Annotated in this window: 14 protein-coding genes and 1 pseudogene; 5 read left to right on the top strand and 10 right to left on the bottom strand. The window is 63.1% G+C overall.

What is annotated here, in order from left to right; all coding sequences use genetic code 11:
- Positions 1 to 32: 32 nt before the first annotated feature.
- From betA to betI, 4 genes are read right to left on the bottom strand one after another with little or no spacing between them, the layout of a single operon-like run.
- On the bottom strand, positions 33 to 1,685 hold the full coding sequence (betA, locus tag ACWTU8_RS17425; RefSeq protein WP_455849143.1) for a choline dehydrogenase: 1,653 nt from the start codon (positions 1,683 to 1,685) through the stop codon (positions 33 to 35).
- On the bottom strand, positions 1,678 to 2,679 hold the full coding sequence (locus ACWTU8_RS17420; protein ID WP_287330621.1) for a threonine/serine dehydratase: 1,002 nt from the start codon (positions 2,677 to 2,679) through the stop codon (positions 1,678 to 1,680). Before ACWTU8_RS17420 ends, betA begins: the two co-directional genes overlap by 8 nt.
- Positions 2,676 to 4,205 (bottom strand): choline-sulfatase, encoded by a 1,530-nt coding sequence (gene betC / locus ACWTU8_RS17415; RefSeq protein WP_455849142.1) that lies wholly within the window; start codon positions 4,203 to 4,205, stop codon positions 2,676 to 2,678. The genes ACWTU8_RS17420 and betC overlap by 4 nt, the downstream gene beginning before the upstream one ends.
- Complete coding sequence (gene betI / locus ACWTU8_RS17410) at positions 4,202 to 4,792, bottom strand: choline-binding transcriptional repressor BetI (protein ID WP_455849141.1); 591 nt, start codon at positions 4,790 to 4,792, stop codon at positions 4,202 to 4,204. Before betI ends, betC begins: the two co-directional genes overlap by 4 nt.
- A gap of 223 nt (positions 4,793 to 5,015) precedes the next feature.
- On the opposite strand from betI, the gene ACWTU8_RS17405 reads away from it, so the two are divergent.
- Both ACWTU8_RS17405 and ACWTU8_RS17400 read left to right on the top strand, forming a co-directional pair.
- Positions 5,016 to 6,182 (top strand): acetyl-CoA acetyltransferase, encoded by a 1,167-nt coding sequence (locus ACWTU8_RS17405; protein ID WP_455849140.1) that lies wholly within the window; start codon positions 5,016 to 5,018, stop codon positions 6,180 to 6,182.
- Positions 6,183 to 6,405: 223 nt separating this feature from the next.
- Complete coding sequence (locus ACWTU8_RS17400; RefSeq protein WP_455849139.1) at positions 6,406 to 7,422, top strand: asparaginase; 1,017 nt, start codon at positions 6,406 to 6,408, stop codon at positions 7,420 to 7,422.
- On the opposite strand, the gene ACWTU8_RS17395 is transcribed toward ACWTU8_RS17400, so the two are convergent.
- Complete coding sequence (locus ACWTU8_RS17395; RefSeq protein ID WP_455849138.1) at positions 7,419 to 8,795, bottom strand: TIGR03808 family TAT-translocated repetitive protein; 1,377 nt, start codon at positions 8,793 to 8,795, stop codon at positions 7,419 to 7,421. The two genes, ACWTU8_RS17400 and ACWTU8_RS17395, sit on opposite strands and share 4 nt — an antisense overlap.
- Positions 8,796 to 8,913: 118 nt before the next feature.
- Between ACWTU8_RS17395 and greA the strand changes: the two genes are divergently transcribed.
- Positions 8,914 to 9,387 carry a transcription elongation factor GreA gene (greA, locus tag ACWTU8_RS17390; RefSeq protein ID WP_455849137.1) on the top strand — a complete coding sequence of 158 codons (474 nt, stop codon included), beginning with the start codon at positions 8,914 to 8,916 and terminating at the stop codon, positions 9,385 to 9,387.
- Here the strand turns inward: greA and ACWTU8_RS17385 are convergent.
- From ACWTU8_RS17385 to ACWTU8_RS17375, 3 genes and pseudogenes are all read right to left on the bottom strand, one after another.
- Positions 9,384 to 9,638, bottom strand: a pseudogene (locus ACWTU8_RS17385) (type II toxin-antitoxin system death-on-curing family toxin); the annotation flags it as partial. The gene greA and the pseudogene ACWTU8_RS17385 sit on opposite strands and share 4 nt — an antisense overlap.
- An 11-nt stretch (positions 9,639 to 9,649) precedes the next feature.
- On the bottom strand, positions 9,650 to 11,773 hold the full coding sequence (gene scpA, locus ACWTU8_RS17380) for a methylmalonyl-CoA mutase (RefSeq protein ID WP_455849136.1): 2,124 nt from the start codon (positions 11,771 to 11,773) through the stop codon (positions 9,650 to 9,652).
- On the bottom strand, positions 11,770 to 13,212 hold the full coding sequence (locus ACWTU8_RS17375; protein ID WP_455849135.1) for a methylmalonyl-CoA mutase subunit beta: 1,443 nt from the start codon (positions 13,210 to 13,212) through the stop codon (positions 11,770 to 11,772). Before ACWTU8_RS17375 ends, scpA begins: the two co-directional genes overlap by 4 nt.
- A gap of 258 nt (positions 13,213 to 13,470) precedes the next feature.
- Here ACWTU8_RS17375 and ACWTU8_RS17370 point away from each other — a divergent pair, with 258 nt between their 5' ends.
- Positions 13,471 to 15,015 carry a helicase HerA-like C-terminal domain-containing protein gene (locus ACWTU8_RS17370; protein ID WP_455849134.1) on the top strand — a complete coding sequence of 515 codons (1,545 nt, stop codon included), beginning with the start codon at positions 13,471 to 13,473 and terminating at the stop codon, positions 15,013 to 15,015.
- Between the two features lie 93 nt (positions 15,016 to 15,108).
- Here ACWTU8_RS17370 and ACWTU8_RS17365 read toward each other — a convergent pair whose 3' ends face one another.
- Both ACWTU8_RS17365 and ACWTU8_RS17360 read right to left on the bottom strand, forming a co-directional pair.
- Complete coding sequence (locus ACWTU8_RS17365) at positions 15,109 to 15,933, bottom strand: L,D-transpeptidase (RefSeq protein ID WP_287338023.1); 825 nt, start codon at positions 15,931 to 15,933, stop codon at positions 15,109 to 15,111.
- A gap of 535 nt (positions 15,934 to 16,468) precedes the next feature.
- Positions 16,469 to 17,131 carry a haloacid dehalogenase type II gene (locus tag ACWTU8_RS17360; RefSeq protein WP_455849605.1) on the bottom strand — a complete coding sequence of 221 codons (663 nt, stop codon included), beginning with the start codon at positions 17,129 to 17,131 and terminating at the stop codon, positions 16,469 to 16,471.
- Between the two features lie 154 nt (positions 17,132 to 17,285).
- On the opposite strand from ACWTU8_RS17360, the gene ACWTU8_RS17355 reads away from it, so the two are divergent.
- On the top strand, positions 17,286 to 18,164 hold the full coding sequence (locus tag ACWTU8_RS17355; RefSeq protein ID WP_127211997.1) for a branched-chain amino acid aminotransferase: 879 nt from the start codon (positions 17,286 to 17,288) through the stop codon (positions 18,162 to 18,164).
- Positions 18,165 to 18,252: the final 88 nt, after the last annotated feature.

The following is an 18,252-nucleotide window of genomic DNA, read 5'->3' as shown; positions in this document are numbered from 1 at the left end:
GCTGGCGGGCGGACAGTCCGCCGGATCATCCCCTATCTGTCCGACACCTGCCAGCGCGGATTGATCCATGGTTCCTGGTTGGACGGCGCCTGCGGCGTGCGGCCAAGAATGTGGTCGGCGGCCTTCTCGCCGGTCATGATTGACGGTGCGTTGAGATTGCCGTTGGTGACGCGCGGGAAGATCGAGGAATCGGCGACCCGCAGCCCCTCGACGCCGATGACACGGCATTCCGGATCGACGACGCTCATCGGATCATCCTTGCGGCCCATCTTGCAGGTGCCGCAAGGGTGATAGGCGCTTTCGGCGTGATCGCGGATAAAGGCGTCGAGATCGTCGTCTGACTGAACGTGCGAGCCCGGCGAGATCTCCTTGCCGCGATAAGGGTCGAATGCCGACTGGCCGAAGATCTCGCGCGTCAGCCGGATGCAGTGGCGGAACTCGGTCCAGTCGTCCGGATGCGACATGTAGTTGAAGCGGATCACCGGCTTCGACTTGGGATCTGGCGAGCGCAGCGTGACAGAACCGCGCGACTTCGATCGCATTGGCCCGACATGCGCCTGGAAACCGTGCGCCTTCGCCGCCGCCCTGCCGTCGTAGCGGACCGCCGCTGGGATGAAATGATACTGGATATCGGGATAGTCGACGCCGGCGCGCGAGCGCACGAAGGCGGCCGCCTCGAAATGGTTGGTTGCGCCGAGACCCGACTTGAAGAACAGCCATTGCGCGCCGATCATTGCCTTGGAGAAGGGATTCAGCACCGAATTCAGCGTGATCGGCTGCGTCGATTCCTGCTGGATGTAGAGCTCCATATGGTCCTGCAGGTTGCGACCGACGCCGGGCCGGTCGGCGATTACCTGAATGCCGTATTCCCTGAGATGTTCGGCCGGGCCGATGCCGGACAGCATCAGGATCTTGGGCGAATTGATCGAGGAGGCGGCAACGATCACTTCACGTCGCGCCTTGACCACCTGAATCCGTTTGCGCGTTTCGATCTCGACTCCGGTGGCGCGTTGATTCTCGATGATCACCCGCCGGCCGAAACCCTTGACCAGGCTGACGTTTTTCCGCCTGAGCGCCGGCCTGAGATAGGCGCTCGCCGCCGACCAGCGGCGGCCGCCGCGAATGGTCTGTTCCATCGGCCCAAAGCCTTCCTGCTTCGCGCCGTTGTAGTCGTCGGTCAGCTCGAAGCCGGCCTGACGGCCTGCCTCGACGAAGGCGCCGTAGAGTGGATTCGTCCTTGAGCCGCGCTGCACGGTCAGCGGGCCACCGTGGCCGCGCCAGCCATTCTCACCGCCGTTGGCGTCCTCCATGCGCTTGAAGTAGGGGAGCACGTCGGCAAATCCCCAGCCGGCCGCGCCCTGTTCGGCCCAGTGGTCGAAGTCGCGGGCGTGGCCGCGCACATAGACCATGCCGTTGATCGAGGACGAGCCGCCGATGACCTTGCCGCGCGGCGTCGCCAGCACGCGGCCGCCGAGATGCGGCTCCGGCTCGCTGGCAAAACCCCAGTCGTAGAGGCTCATGTTGAGCGGGATCGACAGCGCCGACGGCATCTGGATCAGCGGCCCGATGTCGCTGCCGCCAAATTCGATCACGATCACCGAATATTTGCCGTCTTCCGACAGCCGGTAGGCCATGGCCGAGCCGGCCGAGCCGGCGCCGATGATGACGAAATCCGCCTCAAGCATGGTTCATATGCGCCATGAAATCGGTGAGCGAGACATTGCCGCCGGTTGCCACCACGAGCACCGTCTTGCCGCTCACATCCACCTTGCCGCCGAGCAGCGCCGCCAGCGATGCAGCGCCCGAAGGTTCCAGCACCAGCTTCATCCGCTCGAAGGCGATCCGCATCGCACAGCGCACCGATTGGTCGTCGACGGTGATGCCGCGAACGCCCGCGGTCCTGACCGCTGCGAACGGCGCGTCGCCGGGCTTTCGCGCCATCAGCCCGTCGCAGATCGATTTCGGCCCGATCGGCATGGTCTCGATGGCGCCATTCGCCAGCGACGCGCCCATGCCGTTGAAACCTTCCGGCTCGACGCCGATGATCTCGGTCGCCGGCGACAGATAGTGGAAAGCCAGCGAAACGCCGCCGATCAGCCCGCCGCCGCCGACCGCGCAGAACAGCAGATCGGCGCTGGCATTCCTGGCATCGAGTTGCTCGAGCGCCTCCAGCCCCGCACCAGCCTGGCCGGCGACGATCTCGGGGTCGTCGAACGGATGCAGCAGCGCCAGCCCCTCGGTCTCGGCGATCTCGCGCGCCTTGGCGGCGGCAACCTCCTCACGCGCGCGTTCGCCATGGTCGGTCAGCACCACGCGCGCGCCATAGCCGGCCGTTGCGTCGCGCTTGGCGGCCGGCGCGTCGATCGGCATGACGATGGTGACCGGAATGCCCAGCGCCTGGCCGGCGGCGGCCAGTCCTTGCGCGAAATTGCCGGAGGAATAGGCGACGACGCCCTTCCTGGCTTCATCGGGCGACAGCCGCTTCAGCCGCCAATAGGCGCCGCGCACCTTGAACGATCCCGCCCATTGGAGCGATTCCGGCTTGACGAAGACACGGGCAGCTCCGGTCTCCCTGGCGAGCGCCGCCGATTCCAGCAATGGCGTGACCTGCGTCGCCTTGGCGGTGACGGCATAGGCCTGCCTGAGATGATCGAGGGAGGGCACAAGGGGTGTCATCATTCGCCTCGCGGATACCTTTTGCTCTCTTCGAGATTGTCGAGGTTCATGTGATTGCGCATGTAGCGCTCAGATGCCTTCTGCAGCGGCTGGAAATCCCACGGGTAATAGGCGCCGTTGCGCAGCGCCGGGTAGACGATCCAGCGGCGCGCCTGGCTTTCGCGCACGGCAGCGTCGAAGCCGGCCATGTCCCAGCGCGCCCGCACCTTGTCCATGAACGTCGCCACCAACGCAGCATGGGCCTGATCGGCGGCGAGGTTATCCCGCTCGAGCGGGTCAGATTCGAGGTCGAACAGTTGCGGCGGGTCAAGCTCGCAATGGACGAACTTGTATCTGCCGTCGCGGATCGCCACCAAGGGCGCACAGGAGCCTTCCGCTGCATACTCGATCAACACAGGCGCGGTGCGCTGCCTGCCCACGGTGAGCGGCAGCAACGACTGGCCGTCGGTCCACGGCGCGATCGCCCCGATGTCGATGCCGGCGAGGTCGCAAAGCGTCGGTGCCACATCGAGATTGGAAACCGGGGCCTTGATCAGTCCTGCTGGTACGCCCTTGCCGGCGATCATCAGCGGCACCCGCACCGAGCCTTCGAAGAAGCTCATCTTGAACCACAGGCCGCGTTCGCCGAGCATGTCGCCGTGGTCCGAGCAGAACAGGATGATGGTATCGTCGAGCATGCGTGTTCGCTTGAGAACGTCCAGAAGCTCGTCGAGTTTGTCGTCGACATAGGAGATGTTGGCGAAATAGCCGCGCCGCGCGCGGCGGATCTGCTCAGGGGTGATCTCGAACGAGGGGTAGTCGCTGGCGCGGTACAGACGTTGTGAATGCGTGTCCTGCTCGTCATGTGCGATGAACCCCGTTTCCGGATCCAGCGCCTGGCAATGTTCGTAGAGATCCCAATACTGCTTGCGCGCGACATAGGGATCGTGCGGGTGCGAGAGCGAAACGGTGAGGCACCAGGGCCGATGGTTCGCATCGTCCTGTTCGCGCGAAAGCTGATAGACTTTCTGCGTGGCGAGGAACACCACCTCGTCGTCATACTCCATCTGGTTGGTGGTCTCGGCGACGCCGGCGCCTTTCACCGAACCGAGATTATGATACCACCAGTCGATACGCTCGCCGGGCTTGCGATAGTCCGGTGTCCAGCCGAAATCGGCGGGATAGATGTCGGTGGTCAGCCGCTCCTCGAAACCATGCAACTGGTCCGGCCCGACGAAATGCATCTTGCCCGACAGGCAGGTGTAGTAACCGGCTGCCCGCAGGTGATGGGCGAAGGTCGGGATCGACGAGACGAATTCGGCGGCATTGTCGTAGACTCCGGTGCGCGATGGTAACTGCCCGCTCATGAACGAGGCGCGGCCCGGCGCGCAGAGCGGCGAGGCGGTGTAGTTGTTGGCAAAGCGTGCCGAGCGGGCGGCCAATGCCTTCAAATGCGGCACGTGCAGGAAGTCCGCCGGCCCATCCGGGAACAATGTGCCGTTGAGCTGATCGACCATGACGATCAGGAAATTGGGTCGCTTGGACGTCACTGTGCGCTCCGCCGGCTGAGTTTCGTTTCGAGATAGTCCTCGATCAGTGCGATCGCGGTCACGGCATTGGGCACGCCGTCCTTCAGCGCGCGCCTGATATAGAGCCCGTCGATCAGCGCCGCTGTCGCCTCGGCGACCCGGTCGGCTTCGCTTCTCGGCAGGATGCCGGTCAGCCCGCTCAACAGATTGGAATGCAGGCGCCGCGCATAGACCTTGAGCAGCCGGCGCAGCGCTGACGATTTCTGCGCCTCCACATAGAAGGCGAGCCAGGCGGCGATCGTTTCCGGGCGGAACTGGATGTCAGAGAAATTGACGGCGACCACCGCCGAAACGCGCTCGCGCGCCGTGCTGGCCGATCGAAGCGCGCGTCGCATATCGGCGGTCAGCTCGGCCAGGATGTGCCGCATCGTTGCCAGCAAAAGTTCGTCCTTGGCGCCGAAATAGTGATGGGCAAGCGCAGAGGACACCCCGGCGCGCCCGGCGATTTCCGACATGGTCACATCAAGCGAGCCGCGCTCGCCGATCGCCGAGATCGTCGCGTCGATGAGCGCCTTGCGGCGCAACGGCTCCATTCCAATTTTCGGCATCTTTGCTCCGGCCTGTGGCGACAAGGTTATTTTTTATTGACGGATCAATCAACAAAAATCCGGGCTGAATTGGTGGCAAAAGTCAGGTGCCGTGACCAGATATCAAGATCAAGCGATTGTGTGGTTCTGGCCCCTTCACGAAGTCGCAGGAACGGTTCATGCTTGAACAATGCTTTGGCGCGCCGCGACGTCGCGTAGCCCGGCCCGCGGGATGGAGATAGCTATGACAGCATGCATCGTCGGCTGGGCGCATTCGCGCTTCGGCAAGCTCGAAGGCGAGACGCTGGAGGGCCTGATCACCAAGGTGGCTAGCGAGGCGCTCGATCATGCCGGCATCGGTCCGGACGAGGTCGACGAGATCGTGCTTGGCCACTTCAATGCCGGCTTTTCCGCACAGGATTTCACCGCAAGCCTGGTCCTGCAGGCCGACGACCGGCTGCGCTTCAAGCCGACGACGCGCGTCGAGAACGCCTGCGCCACCGGTTCGGCGGCGGTCAGGCAAGGCATCCACGCCATCGACGCCAATGCCGCCCGTATCGTGCTGGTGGTCGGCGCCGAGCAGATGACGACGACATCAGGCGCAGAAATCGGCAAGAACCTTCTCAAGGCTTCGTATCTGCCCGAGGAGGGCGACACGCCGGCAGGCTTCGCCGGCGTGTTCGGCAAGATCGCCCAAGCCTATTTCCAACGCTATGGCGACCAGTCGGACGCGCTGGCGATGATCGCCGCCAAGAACCACAAGAACGGCGTCGACAATCCCTATGCGCAGATGCGCAAGGATTTCGGCTATGAGTTCTGCCGGCACGAGAGTGAGAAGAACCCCTTCGTCGCTGGCCCTCTGAAACGCACCGACTGCTCGCTGGTTTCGGACGGCGCCGCAGCTCTGGTCCTTGCCGACACGGCGACGGCGTTGAAGATGCACCGCGCCGTTGCCTTCCGCGCCAACGAGCATGTGCAGGATTTCCTGCCGATGTCGAAGCGCGACATCCTGGCGTTCGAAGGCTGCGAGCATGCATGGAACCAGGCGCTGAAGAAGGCCGGTGTGACGCTCGATGATCTATCTTTCGTCGAGACGCATGACTGTTTCACAATCGCCGAGCTGATCGAGTATGAGGCGATGGGCCTGGCGAAACCGGGCGAGGGCGCAAAATTGGCGCTGGACGGCGAGACGGCGAAGGACGGCCGCCTGCCGGTCAATCCGTCCGGCGGGCTGAAGGCCAAGGGGCATCCGATCGGTGCCACCGGCGTCTCGATGCACGTGCTGAGCGCCATGCAGCTCGTCGGCGAAGCCGGCGGCATCCAGGTGCCGGGGGCCAAGCTCGGCGGCATCTTCAACATGGGCGGTGCCGCGGTCGCCAACTACGTTTCCATTCTCGATCGGATCAGATAAAAGCGGCACGCCTTACAGCGCCGCGCGCCCTTCCGGCGCGCAAAGGACGCTGTAACACTTTGATTTACGCATGATCCTTTTCGAAAATTGATTCCGATTTTCGAGGTCATGCGCTAGAGCATTTTGCAGCCAAGTGGAATCACTTGGCGTCGCAGAAATGGGGCTAAAACAAAGAGATAGAGCGGTATGCCAAAGTTACGCATCGCGCTCTAGCGGGGAATTCATGACAAATCCGGTTCTGGTCGAAGTTTTGCGCGGCGCCGTGGTCGAGAGCGCGCATCGTGGCGCTATTGCGGTCTTCGAGGCCGACGGAAAGCCGGTCTGGGAAATCGGCGATACGGCTCGCCCGGTGTTTCCGCGCTCGGCGGTCAAGGCGATCCAGGCGCTGCCGCTGGTCGAAAGCGGCGCGGCCGATGCGTACGGTTTCGGCAACCGCGAATTGGCGCTTGCCTGCGCTTCGCATTCCGGCGAGCCGGCGCATGTCGAACTTGCGTGGGCGATGCTGGCGAAGGCCGGGCTGGACGAGACCGCGCTGGAATGCGGCGCCCATTGGCCGTCCAGCCATGCGGCGACAGTTGCGCTCGCCCGTGCCGGCAAGGCGCCAAACGCACTGCACAACAATTGTTCTGGCAAGCATGCGGGCTTTCTCTGCACCTGCGTCCACGCCGGCATCGCCCATCGCGGCTATGTCAAATCAGGCCATGCCTCGCAGGAGATGGTGCGCGACGCAATGCAAGCGGTGACCGGTGCTGCCCATGATGTCGATCATTGCGGCACTGACGGCTGCTCGATCCCGACCTATGCCGTGCCGCTACGCAGCTTCGCGCTCGGCTTTGCCCGCATGGCGACCGGTGTCGGCTTTGAACCCGTGCGCGCCAAGGCCGCAAAGCGGCTGCTTTCCGCCTGCATGGCCGAGCCCTTTCTGGTCGCCGGCACAGGCAGGGCTGATGTTGCACTGATGGAGGCCGCACCCGGCCGGATTTTTGTGAAGGGAGGGGCTGAAGGCGTCTATTGCGCGGCACTTCCTGAGCTTGGCCTCGGCATTGCGCTCAAATGCGATGATGGCGCTGGCCGCGCCGCTGAAGTCATGGTCGCGGCATGCATTGCCAGGCTTTTGCACGCCGACAAGGCGCTGGCGGCGAAACTGATCGAACAGGCACATCCGCCCATCGAAAGCCGGATCGGCGCCAAAGTCGGCGCACTCCGCCCCACGGCCGCATTGAGCTGGCAACGGCTTTAGCTCACATGATTGCGCTCGATGGTCAGATGCGCATAGCTGGCATTGCCTGATGAGGCGAGGTCGCCGGTCACCGGCTCGGCCCAGCGGTGGCCGACGATCGCGCCGTTTTGGGCGCCGTCGATGACATTGTCGGAGACGACCGCCGTCCCGGCGCCCTCGACCACGGTGACGGCGATGCCGGTTCCGGCCTGGCGAATGATGTTCGCGGTAGCGACCACATTGCGCATGAACGGCCCCCAGCCGATGTGCATGCCGTAGAGCGGCGCATTCTCGACGATGTTGCCGGAGACCGTGGTATCCGCCTCAACGCTGATGCCGACGCCGAAACCGGGCGCATCTGCAGGGTAGGGGCCGCTGGTCGAGAGGTTGCGGACGATGTTTCCGGAACACACGCCCATGCGGCCGCCCTCGTTGAAATTGACGATGGAGATGCCGTTGGCGGCGCCATCGACGATGTTGTTGCTGACGATCGCTCCCTCGAAGGAGAATTCGGAATAGAGCGCCGTTTCGCCCGACCGCGAACAGGTGTTGCCGGTGATATGCAGATTGCTGGCGGTGTTGGCGCGGATCGCCGAAAACGCGCAGTCCGAGACGATATTGCCCGAGATGACGACGTTGCCGGCGCGGAACGCGTTGATGCCATTGCCGTTCTGGCCGGTTCCCCCGCTACGCGCCTGAATGCGTTCCACGCGGTTGCCGCTGACGATGGTGCCGTCCTCGGCCGCTTGCCAGCGGTGCACCAGGATACCGCCATTGGCGCAGTCGGACACGGTGTTGCCTGATATCTCCAGGCCGGCGGCTTCGACCGAAAAGATTCCCGCGTCGGCCGCGCCCGATATTTCCGAGCGCTCGATGCGGCCCGAAGCGTGCTCGAGCGCTAGGCCGCTCTTGCCGCTGCCTGATATCCGGCAATTGTCGATGACGAGGTGAGCGACGCGGCGGAGGTCGAGCAGGCCTTGCGCGTAATCGCCCATCCAGCGGTTGGTGCCGTCGAACACCAGCCCGGTGAATTCGATGTGCCCGGCCTGTTCGGCCATGAGCAGATGGCCGTTGCCGCCATAGACAATCCGCGATGCGCCCGGCACGCCGGAAAGCCTGACGCGGCTGGGCAGCGACAGGTTGGACACGACATAGGTTCCCGGCGGCAGGAACACCGGCATGTCGCGGTCGTTTGCGTCGCGCAGCAGCCTGGCGAAGGCCTTGCTCTGGTCGTCAAGCGCGCCAGGCCGCACGCCGAGGTCGGCAGCGTTGATCGAGCCGCGCATCGAGGCATTGTCGATTCCGGGCAGGCTGCCCGCAGCTGCCTTGCCGAGCGAGAGGCCCAGGACGGCAAAGCCGGCGGTTCGTGCGAGAAATTTTCGTCTGTTCAACATCGGCACAGATCCCCTGCGTTCGGCCGTCGCGCCGCAGGAATCGTGCCAGACCGGATCGGCCGATCCGGTTTGCCGGCAATAGCTTGTGAAGTCGCCGCGCGAGGCATAAGCTCGACTGATGAGCAGAGCCTTCACGCGCGAAGAGGATAGCGAAAACGCCATCGCCGGCATCGGCGAGCGGCCGATCAGTCAGCACCGCAATCTGGTGACGCAACGCGGCCTGGCGCTGATCGACGCCGAACTGGCGGCCCTGCGTGATGATCTGGCCAGAGCGGAAAAGAGGGCCGACCGCGAGCGTATCGCGCTCATTTCGCGCGACCTGCGCTACTGGACCGCGCGGCGTGAAAGCGCCGAGCTGTCCGTGCCGGAATCGGGCAGCAATCTGGTTCGCTTCGGCATGGGCGTCACGCTGGAAGGCGATGACGGCAGGAAGGTACACTGGAAGATTGTCGGCGAGGATGAGGCCGATCCGAGCAAGGGCACAATTTCCCATGTTTCACCGATGGCCCTGGCCTTGTTCGGCAAGAAGGTCGGCGAAATTGCCGTGGTGAACGGCAAGGAATGGGAGATTGTGAAGCTGACTGCCAGTTAGGCCTCGACCTTGACGACATGGTCGCGGAAGAACGCTGCCGCGCCAGCCTCGTCGATCTCGCCGGCCGCGACCATCATGACCAGTTGAATGATGTCCGCCTGCTCGGCTTCGATGCTTAGCCCATTGAAATAAAGAAAAAGATCGGCTGCGGCAAAAGCGGTGCGCTTGTTGCCGTCGACGAATGGATTCTTGGCGATGCCGAAAAGATAAGCGGATGCCAGCTCGCAGAAGTCGGGTTCGCCATAGATCTCCCCCTCCGGTGTTAGCCGACCTGCAGCAGCCGGTCCATCAGCCGATCCGCCGCTTCCGGAATGACTGTGCCAGGCGGGTAGATTTCGGTGGCACCTGCCTGACGTACCGCATCGTAATCCTGCGGCGGGATGACGCCGCCCGCGACGATCAGCATATCGTCGCGGCCGAGCTTCTTCAGCGCGTCCTTGAGTTCGGGAATGAGCGTCAAATGTCCTGCCGCTAGCGACGAGGCGCCGATGATATGCACGTCGTGCTCGACCGCGAGCCTGGCGATCTCCTCCGGCGTCTGGAACATCGGCCCAACGGTGACGTCGAAGCCGAGATCGGCAAAGGCCGTGGCGATGACCTTCTGGCCGCGATCGTGGCCGTCCTGTCCCATCTTGGCGACGAGAATGCGCGGCTTGCCGCCGGACTTCTCCTCGAATGCCACGATCTTGTCCTGCAGGCGGTCGACCACGGGATTGTCGCCGAGCGCCTTGCGATAGACGCCGGAGATCGTCTGGACCGAGGCAACATGACGGCCGAAAACGTTTTCCAGAGCCAGCGAAATCTCGCCGACCGTGGCGTTGGCGCGCGCGGCGCGAATGGCGAACTCCAGCAGATTTTCGCCGCTCTCCGCGGCCCGGCTCAGCGCACTCAGTGCGCTCTCGACGGCGCCGACATCGCGCGTGCCTTTCAGCCGTTGCAGTTTCGACAATTGCCGGGCTCTGACTTCGGCATTGTCGATCTTCAGCACGTCGACTTTGATATCCGTCTCGGGACGATGGGCGTTGACGCCGACCAGTATCTGCTCGCCGGAATCGATCCGCGCCTGCGTGCGCGCGGCAGCCTCTTCGATGCGCAGCTTCGGTATGTTTTTTTCGGTTGCGACGGCCATGCCGCCCAGGCTCTCGACCTCTTCGATATGGGCAAGCGCGCGCGCCGCCAGATCATGCGTCAGCCGTTCGAGATAGGCAGAGCCTCCCCACGGGTCGATGATGCGGGTGGTGCCGGATTCCTTTTGCAGGATGAGCTGTGTGTTGCGGGCGATGCGGGCCGAATAGTCGGTCGGCAGCGCCATCGCCTCGTCGAAGGAGTTGGTGTGCAGCGATTGCGTATGACCCTGCGTCGCCGCCATCGCCTCGATCATGGTGCGGATGATGTTGTTGTAAGGATCCTGCGCCGTCAGCGACCAGCCCGAAGTCTGGCAATGGGCTCGCAGCGACAGCGAGCGCTCGTCCTTCGGCAAGAAGTTCTTCAGCATCAGGGTCGACCACAAAAGGCGGGCTGCCCTCAGCTTGGCGACCTCCATGAAGAAGTTCATGCCGATCGCCCAGAAGAAGGAAAGGCGCGGCGCGAAACGGTCGATATCGAGACCCGCCGCGACACCGGCGCGGGCATATTCGATGCCGTCGGCGATCGTGTAGGCGAGCTCGAGGTCGGCGGTCGCCCCTGCTTCCTGCATGTGATAGCCGGAGATCGAAATCGAATTGAACTTCGGCATGTGCTGCGACGTGTAGGAGAAGATGTCGGACACGATCCGCATCGAAGGCTTTGGCGGATAGATGTAGGTGTTGCGCACCATGAACTCTTTCAGAATGTCGTTCTGAATGGTTCCGGCGAGGTCCTTCTGCGCAACGCCCTGTTCTTCCGCCGCCACGATGTAGAGCGCCATGATCGGCAGCACCGCGCCGTTCATGGTCATCGACACCGTCATCTCGTCAAGCGGGATGCCGTCGAAGAGCTGGCGCATGTCGAGGATGGAATCTATGGCGACGCCCGCCATGCCGACATCACCGGCAACACGCGGATGATCGCTGTCGTAGCCGCGATGGGTCGCGAGGTCGAAAGCGACCGACAGTCCCTTCTGGCCGGCTGCAAGGTTGCGCCGGTAAAAGGCGTTCGACTCTTCCGCCGTCGAGAAGCCGGCATATTGCCTGATCGTCCAGGGCTGCTGGACATACATGGTCGGGTAGGGGCCGCGCACGAATGGCGGCAGGCCCGGATAAGTGTCGAGATGCGGCAACCCCTTGAGGTCGCCCTGGTTGTACAGATGCTTGATGGCCAGTCCTTCCGGGGTCATCCGCTGGCCCTTTACCTCGATCGGCGCCCGGCGCGGCGCCGACCAGCCGATTTGGCTAAAGTCCGGGATCATGGCGCTGCTCCGATCGATTGATCGAGGCGGATCGGAAACAGCGGCTCGCACACCGCCACCCCCTCGGTGACGGCAGGCCGCCGCTCCGCCGCCAGCGTTTCGACCGGACGTTCGGTCTTCGAAGGGTGAAGCGTCGTGCCGATGATGGCCCGCTCGCCCGCTTGATAGGCAGCATTGCGGCGGGCGGAGGCCGCCTGAACTCGTTTCTGGATGTGTCCTTGCTGCAGGCTGGACAGCACGCCGCCTTCCGCTTCGATCCGCTGGAATTCTTCCCACGCCGCTTCGCCGAGTTCGGCGGTCAGCGCTTCAACGGCGCCCGAACCGCAAGCAGGGTCGGCGACATGATCGATATGGCTTTCGTTGGCCATGATCAGTTGCGTATTGCGGGCGACACGGCGGGCAAAGCCCGTCGGCAGGCCATGCGCGATCGTATGCGGCAGGCTGGAGATCGAATCCGCCCCGCCGGCTGCCGCGGCAAAAGCGGCGATCGTGGTGCGCAGGATGTTTGTCTCCGGGTCCGCCGAAGTCATCATGCGGAAGGAGGTCTCGGCATGGATGTTGGCGGTGGACGCGGCGATCGAACATGCCTCCTGGACCCGCGCCCACAGCCTGCGCAGGGCCCTGACCTTGGCCATCGACACGAACTGGTCCTGGTCGACGCTGAGCGCGAAGCCGATATGGGGCGCCGCATAGACAAGCGGCTGGCGCGCCTCCTCGAACATCCTGAGATAGGAGACCGCCGAAGCCATCATGGTGCCCAGCTCCTGCGCTTCGGTGGCGCCGGCATTGTGGAAGACGCGTCCGTCTGCCTCCAGCAGGACCCCGGGCACGCCCATCGAGAAAAAATGCGCCAGGGACTGCGGCATCGACGCCTGCAGGGCCTCGATCGACATGCGCAACCGGCCGGTTCCGGCAAAGATCGCCGCCGGATCGATACCGAAGGACAGGTTGAGCTTTGCCGGGTCTGACCGGCGCTTGCTCAAGAACGCAACCAGCCAGTCGGCCACGGCGCGGCTCCAGGGATGCGCGTCGATGCGAACCTGGATGCGGTTGAGCGGCACGCCGTCGAGCACGGTCTCCAGCGCCTCGGCAGTCCTCGGCAGGCCGTAGCCGAACGCATTCGGCGCGCCTTCGAAAACAAGCGACAATCCGGTGGCGCCCTGTGCGACGTCTTCCAGGGCCTGGGCTTTGGCGCGGCCGATATCCGGATCATCGATACGCTGGCTGACGATCCACGGCGAACTGGGATTTGCCCGCGCCAGAGGCTCTGCGGTGACCGAACGGTCGTAGAGCGGTTCGATGCGGATGCCATCGTCCGTATGGGATACGAGCTTTTCCTCGAAGGATCCGCCGGCCAAGGCTTTTTCCGCAAGGCCCAGCCACCGCTGCCGGTCAGGGTTCGGAAGTTCGGCATCGTGGTTCAAGGCACCGGCGCCCATCCGCTCTCCTCGTCTTCTCGGCCGATAGGCCTGGAACGTCAGTCTACGGTTCCCCGTCCCATATCACAATGCAACACGCGTCCTGCGACAATGAACCGTCAACCGATTGCCAAACATGCGCAAAATCCGCAAGCTCCAAAAACTCAATTTCGACCATGGCCATTGTCGCTGCGCAATGGCGTCATTATACCTGCGGCGAGCCCCGCTACTTTCAATAGACCAGGGCTTCAACACTTCAGGTTTGCGGAGACCGGACACATGGCTGACGACACCAGTATTTTCATAGGGGCCAGCCGAAAGCCCGACGACAGCTACCAGCGCGCCGAAAATCTGCTGCTTCAGTATGGCAATCGTCACGGCCTGGTCACCGGTGCGACCGGTACTGGCAAGACCGTGAGCTTGCAGATTTTGGCGGAAGGTTTCTCCAATGCCGGCGTGCCGGTCTTCTGCGCCGACATCAAAGGCGACCTGTCCGGTATCGCCATGATGGGCACGCCACAGGATTTTCTGGTCAAGCGTGCGGAGCAGGTCAAGCTCGATCCCTATGATTTCCAGGAATTTCCGGTCATCTTCTGGGACTTGTTCGGCGAGCAGGGCCATCCGATCCGCGCCACCGTCTCGGAAATGGGGCCTCTGCTTCTGTCGCGCCTGATGAACCTCTCCGAGGCGCAGGAAGGCATCATGAACATCGCCTTCCGCATCGCCGACGAGGAAGGCCTGTTGCTGCTGGACCTGAAGGACCTGCAAGCGCTTCTCGCCAACATCGCAGAACGCGCCGAAGAAATCGGCGCTCGCTACGGCAACGTGACCAAGCCCTCGGTCGGCGCGATCCAGCGCACGCTGCTGGTTCTGGAGCAGCAGGGAGCGACGAATTTCTTTGGCGAGCCGGCACTACGGATCGCCGACATCATGCGCACCACCCGCGACGGCCGCGGCGCCATCAGCGTGCTGGCTGCCGACAAGCTGATGATGAATCCCCGGCTCTATGCGACATTCCTTTTGTGGCTGATGTCGGAACTGTTCGAGGAGCTGCCCGAAGTCGGCGATCCCGACAAGCCGAAGCTGGTCTTCTTCTTCGACGAGGCGCACCTTCTGTTCGATGATGCGCCGAAGGTGCTGATCGACCGCGTCGAACAGGTGGTCCGCCTGATCCGTTCGAAGGGCGTCGGCGTTTACTTCGTCACCCAGAATCCGCTGGATATCCCCGAAACGGTTCTGGCCCAGCTCGGCAACCGGGTGCAGCACGCCTTGCGCGCCTACACGCCGCGGGAGCAGAAGGCCGTGAGAACCGCCGCCGAGACCTTCAGGCCAAATCCCGACTTCGACTGTGCAACCGTGATCACGCAGCTCGGCACCGGAGAGGCGCTGGTCTCGACTCTGGAAGCCAAAGGTGTTCCGTCCATGGTCCAGCGTACGCTGGTTCGCCCGCCGTCTTCACGCCTTGGCCCGATCACGCCTGACGAGCGCCGCAAGCTGATCACTGAGAGCCCGGTTAGCGGGCAATACGACCAAACCATCGATCGTGAATCGGCTTTCGAGATGCTGCAGAAAAAAGCCAAGGACGCTCTCGACGCAGAGGCGCAGCAGCAGGAGAGCGGCCGCTCACGCTGGACTATCCCAGGCTTCGGCAATGACGATTCCGCCCCCCAACCCACCGGCGGCAGGCGGGCACCGGCACCGCGATCGTCCAATCGCCAGACGGTGGCGGAGGCGGCGATCAAATCGGTGGTTCGCTCGGTCGGGTCGTCCGTGGGCCGGGCGATTGTGAGGGGTATCCTCGGCAGTCTGGCAAGAGGGCGCTGACGGTATTGGACCCCGGTTTGAGAATATCCGATGCTCAAGCACAAGAGCATCGGGTTCAGAGGTACGCCGGCCGCTCCAGCGCTTTCAATCAGCTCAGAAGATCGAGTCCGAGATCGACCTTGCCGGGCCGAGCAGGATGGATCCATCCGGGACGCCCGCATCGATTGGAATGGCTTTGCGGTCTGCCGTGGCAACCAGCTCCTGACCGACACCGGCGGTAACGATCACCGGCGTCTTGTTGGGCACACGGTCATAAAGGTCGATAATGTCCTGATTTATCAAGCGAACGCAGCCAGATGACACCGATTTCCCTATGGAATACCACTCCGGCGAGCCGTGCAGGCGGTAAAGCGTGTCCTCGTTGCCCTCGAAGAGATACAGCGCCCGCGCTCCGAGCGGGTTGGTGAGCCCGCCGGGCATGCCGCCATTTTCGGCGCTGTATTTCGCGAGCTCGGGCTGGCGGGCAATCATTTCGGCCGGCGGGGTCCATTTCGGCCACTTCTGCTTCCACTGGACGACGGCGTCGCCAGACCATTCGAAACCGGCGCGACCCAGCCCGACACCATAACGGATAGCTTGTCCGCCCGGACGCACGAGATAGAGGTGGTGGCCGGCCGTATCGACGATGATGGTGCCGGGCGGTTGGCCGGTCGGATCGGGAACGATCTGACGCAGAAATTGCTCGTCGATTTTCTCGTACGGTATGCCCGGGAGCTCGAACCCACCGTCGCTGACCGGAGCGTACATTGTTGCATAATCCAGGAGCGGCGGCTCGACATTAGTTAGCGGCGGCGGCTCGACCGGCTGCCCTCCCACCGTGGTGCAGGCGGAAACCGCAATCGAGGCGGCACCGAGCGCAGCGGCGTTGAGAAAGCCGCGACGGCTCAGGCGATAAGATTCGATTTCGGTTGTGAACATGGTTGCCTTCTAGTCTCAAATCGAAACAAAACATGAATATGCCGATCAGTACGGCGCCAGCCCTACCAATGCCTGGCGCGATAGGCGGTTCCGATTCTGGCCTGACGGAGGACAAACAAAGGCAAAGCTGTGACGGGTCCACCCCTGTTGCGCCGAGGCAACAGGCCTACAGCGCTGTGCGCCCATTTGGACGCGTAAAGGACGCTGTAGGACTTTTACTTTGCGCATGATCCTTTGCAAATCGAACCCGATTTTGGGGTCATGCGCTAGCCCGCAATTCTCACACTCGATGTGGCCTGCGCCGGTTCAAGAAGCCGGCAGGGTAGGAGCCGCGCGCAGAGCGATGCAGTCCCATCGGGCAAGCGCCGCGACACAGCCTGTGGCTTCTTCAACCGGCCCTTCGGGTTGCTCTTCGGCGGGCAGATACGGTGTGGCGCTGCTCAACCGCAGGTCTCTATACGCTTTTCGCAGGCCGACACCGTATCTGCCGCGCCGAAAGAGCAACGCAGGCGACATGGAGTGTGAGAATTGCGGGCTAGCCTCCGGCCAGCAGGCCTTCGAGCGAGGGCAGGATCAGGGCCGGCGGAAAGTCCCGGTATTCCTCGGGCTGGTTGGAACGGTTGATCCAGACTGTCCGGAAGCCGAACTTGGTGGCGCCGGCGATGTCCCAGCGGTTGGATGACTGAAACGATACCGCACCCGGATAGAGGCGCCAGCCTGTAGTGACCATGTCGTAGACCGACGGATCGGCCTTGAACCGCTTGACGGCATCGACGGAATAGATGTCGTCCAGAACCTGGTCGAGCGCGGCCGATTTGACCGCCGCCTCCAGCATTTCAGGCGAGCCGTTGGAAAGGATCGCCAGCTTTGCGCCCGACGCCTTGAGCGCCTTGAGCACGGCCGGCACCTCCGGATAGCAGTCCAGCCGCCAATAGGCGTCGAGCAAGTTGGCCCTGAGCCCCTTGTCCGCGGAGGGAACCTTGCGCAGAGCGAAATCGAGCGCCTGCTCGGTGAGTTGCCAGAAATCGGTGTAGGCGCCCATCAGCGTCCTGACCCAGGAATATTCAAGCTGCTTGGCGCGCCAGATCTCCGACAGGAGCTGGCCGTCCGGCCCGATCTGGTCGGCATGACGGCGCACGGCGGCATGGACATCGAACAGCGTGCCGTAGGCGTCGAAAACGTAAGCCGCATGGTGCATGGTGACAGTTTTGCGGCGACGCAAGGCGAGGCGCAAGCACAGATCGCAATTCACATACCGCTGGCCTCAACAAATCTCAGCAAACCCCGTTGACGGCAGACGCCAAAGCATCTTCCAATAGCGAGACAGGACAAGTCTGTAACGGAAACAAGCGATGACACTGGCAACTGCGGCGCAATCCGCGACATGGACCTTCGTGGACGGCGACTGGTATGAAGGCAACGTCGCCATCCTGGGGCCGCGCAGCCATGCCATGTGGCTCGGCACCAGCGTGTTCGACGGCGCCCGCTGGTTCGAGGGCGTTGCCCCAGATCTCGACCGCCACGCCGCGAGGGTGAACGCATCGGCGATCGCGCTTGGTCTCAAACCATCCATGAGCGCCGAAAAGATGGTCGGGCTGACCTGGGACGGGCTAAAGAAATTCGACGGCAAGACGGCGGTGTATATAAGGCCGATGTACTGGGCCGAGCATGGCGGCTATATGGGCGTGCCGGCAGATCCGGCCTCGACCCGTTTCTGCCTTTGCCTCTACGAATCGCCAATGATCTCGCCGGCGGGCTTTTCGGTCACCGTCTCGCCGTTCCGGCGCCCGACCATCGAAACCATGCCGACCAACGCCAAGGCCGGCTGCCTCTATCCCAACAATGGTCGTGCCATCCTCGAAGCCAAGATGCGCGGCTTCGACAATGCCCTGGTGCTCGACATGCTGGGCAATGTCGCCGAGACCGGAACCTCGAACATTTTCCTGGTTAAGGACGGCCATGTCCTGACGCCGGCGCCGAACGGCACGTTCCTGTCCGGCATCACCCGCTCGCGGACGATGACGCTGCTTGGCGAGTATGGGTTCAAGACCACCGAGAAGACGCTGTCGGTGCGTGACTTCCTCGAAGCAGACGAGATATTCTCGACGGGAAACCATTCAAAAGTCGTGCCGGTCACCCGCATCGAGGATCGCAATCTCCAGCCTGGGCCTGTAGCCAAGAAGGCGCGCGAACTCTACTGGGATTGGGCCCATTCGACTTCGACCGGCTGACTGGCGAAAAAGCGAACCGGCGCTTCATTCCGGAGTTGCTCCATATCAATCCAGACCTATGTTAGTCCGGTATCGCACCGGATTTTTC

The organism is Mesorhizobium sp. BHbdii (assembly GCF_053848045.1).
Note: the sequence above shows the minus strand (reverse complement) of the source record. Positions and strands in the feature narration are given on the sequence as shown.

Excerpts from the sequence above, each read along its gene's own strand:
- greA (WP_455849137.1), top strand. The coding sequence starts at position 8,914 with ATGAGCAGAGCCTTCACGCGCGAAGAGGATAGCGAAAACGCCATCGCC.
- scpA (WP_455849136.1), bottom strand. The coding sequence starts at position 11,773 with ATGATCCCGGACTTTAGCCAAATCGGCTGGTCGGCGCCGCGCCGGGCG.
- ACWTU8_RS17400 (WP_455849139.1), top strand. The coding sequence starts at position 6,406 with ATGACAAATCCGGTTCTGGTCGAAGTTTTGCGCGGCGCCGTGGTCGAG.
- ACWTU8_RS17370 (WP_455849134.1), top strand. The coding sequence starts at position 13,471 with ATGGCTGACGACACCAGTATTTTCATAGGGGCCAGCCGAAAGCCCGAC.
- ACWTU8_RS17375 (WP_455849135.1), bottom strand. The coding sequence starts at position 13,212 with ATGGGCGCCGGTGCCTTGAACCACGATGCCGAACTTCCGAACCCTGAC.
- ACWTU8_RS17420 (WP_287330621.1), bottom strand. The coding sequence starts at position 2,679 with ATGATGACACCCCTTGTGCCCTCCCTCGATCATCTCAGGCAGGCCTAT.
- ACWTU8_RS17365 (WP_287338023.1), bottom strand. The coding sequence starts at position 15,933 with ATGTTCACAACCGAAATCGAATCTTATCGCCTGAGCCGTCGCGGCTTT.
- ACWTU8_RS17405 (WP_455849140.1), top strand. The coding sequence starts at position 5,016 with ATGACAGCATGCATCGTCGGCTGGGCGCATTCGCGCTTCGGCAAGCTC.
- betI (WP_455849141.1), bottom strand. The coding sequence starts at position 4,792 with ATGCCGAAAATTGGAATGGAGCCGTTGCGCCGCAAGGCGCTCATCGAC.
- ACWTU8_RS17395 (WP_455849138.1), bottom strand. The coding sequence starts at position 8,795 with ATGTTGAACAGACGAAAATTTCTCGCACGAACCGCCGGCTTTGCCGTC.
- ACWTU8_RS17360 (WP_455849605.1), bottom strand. The coding sequence starts at position 17,131 with ATGCACCATGCGGCTTACGTTTTCGACGCCTACGGCACGCTGTTCGAT.
- ACWTU8_RS17355 (WP_127211997.1), top strand. The coding sequence starts at position 17,286 with ATGACACTGGCAACTGCGGCGCAATCCGCGACATGGACCTTCGTGGAC.
- betA (WP_455849143.1), bottom strand. The coding sequence starts at position 1,685 with ATGCTTGAGGCGGATTTCGTCATCATCGGCGCCGGCTCGGCCGGCTCG.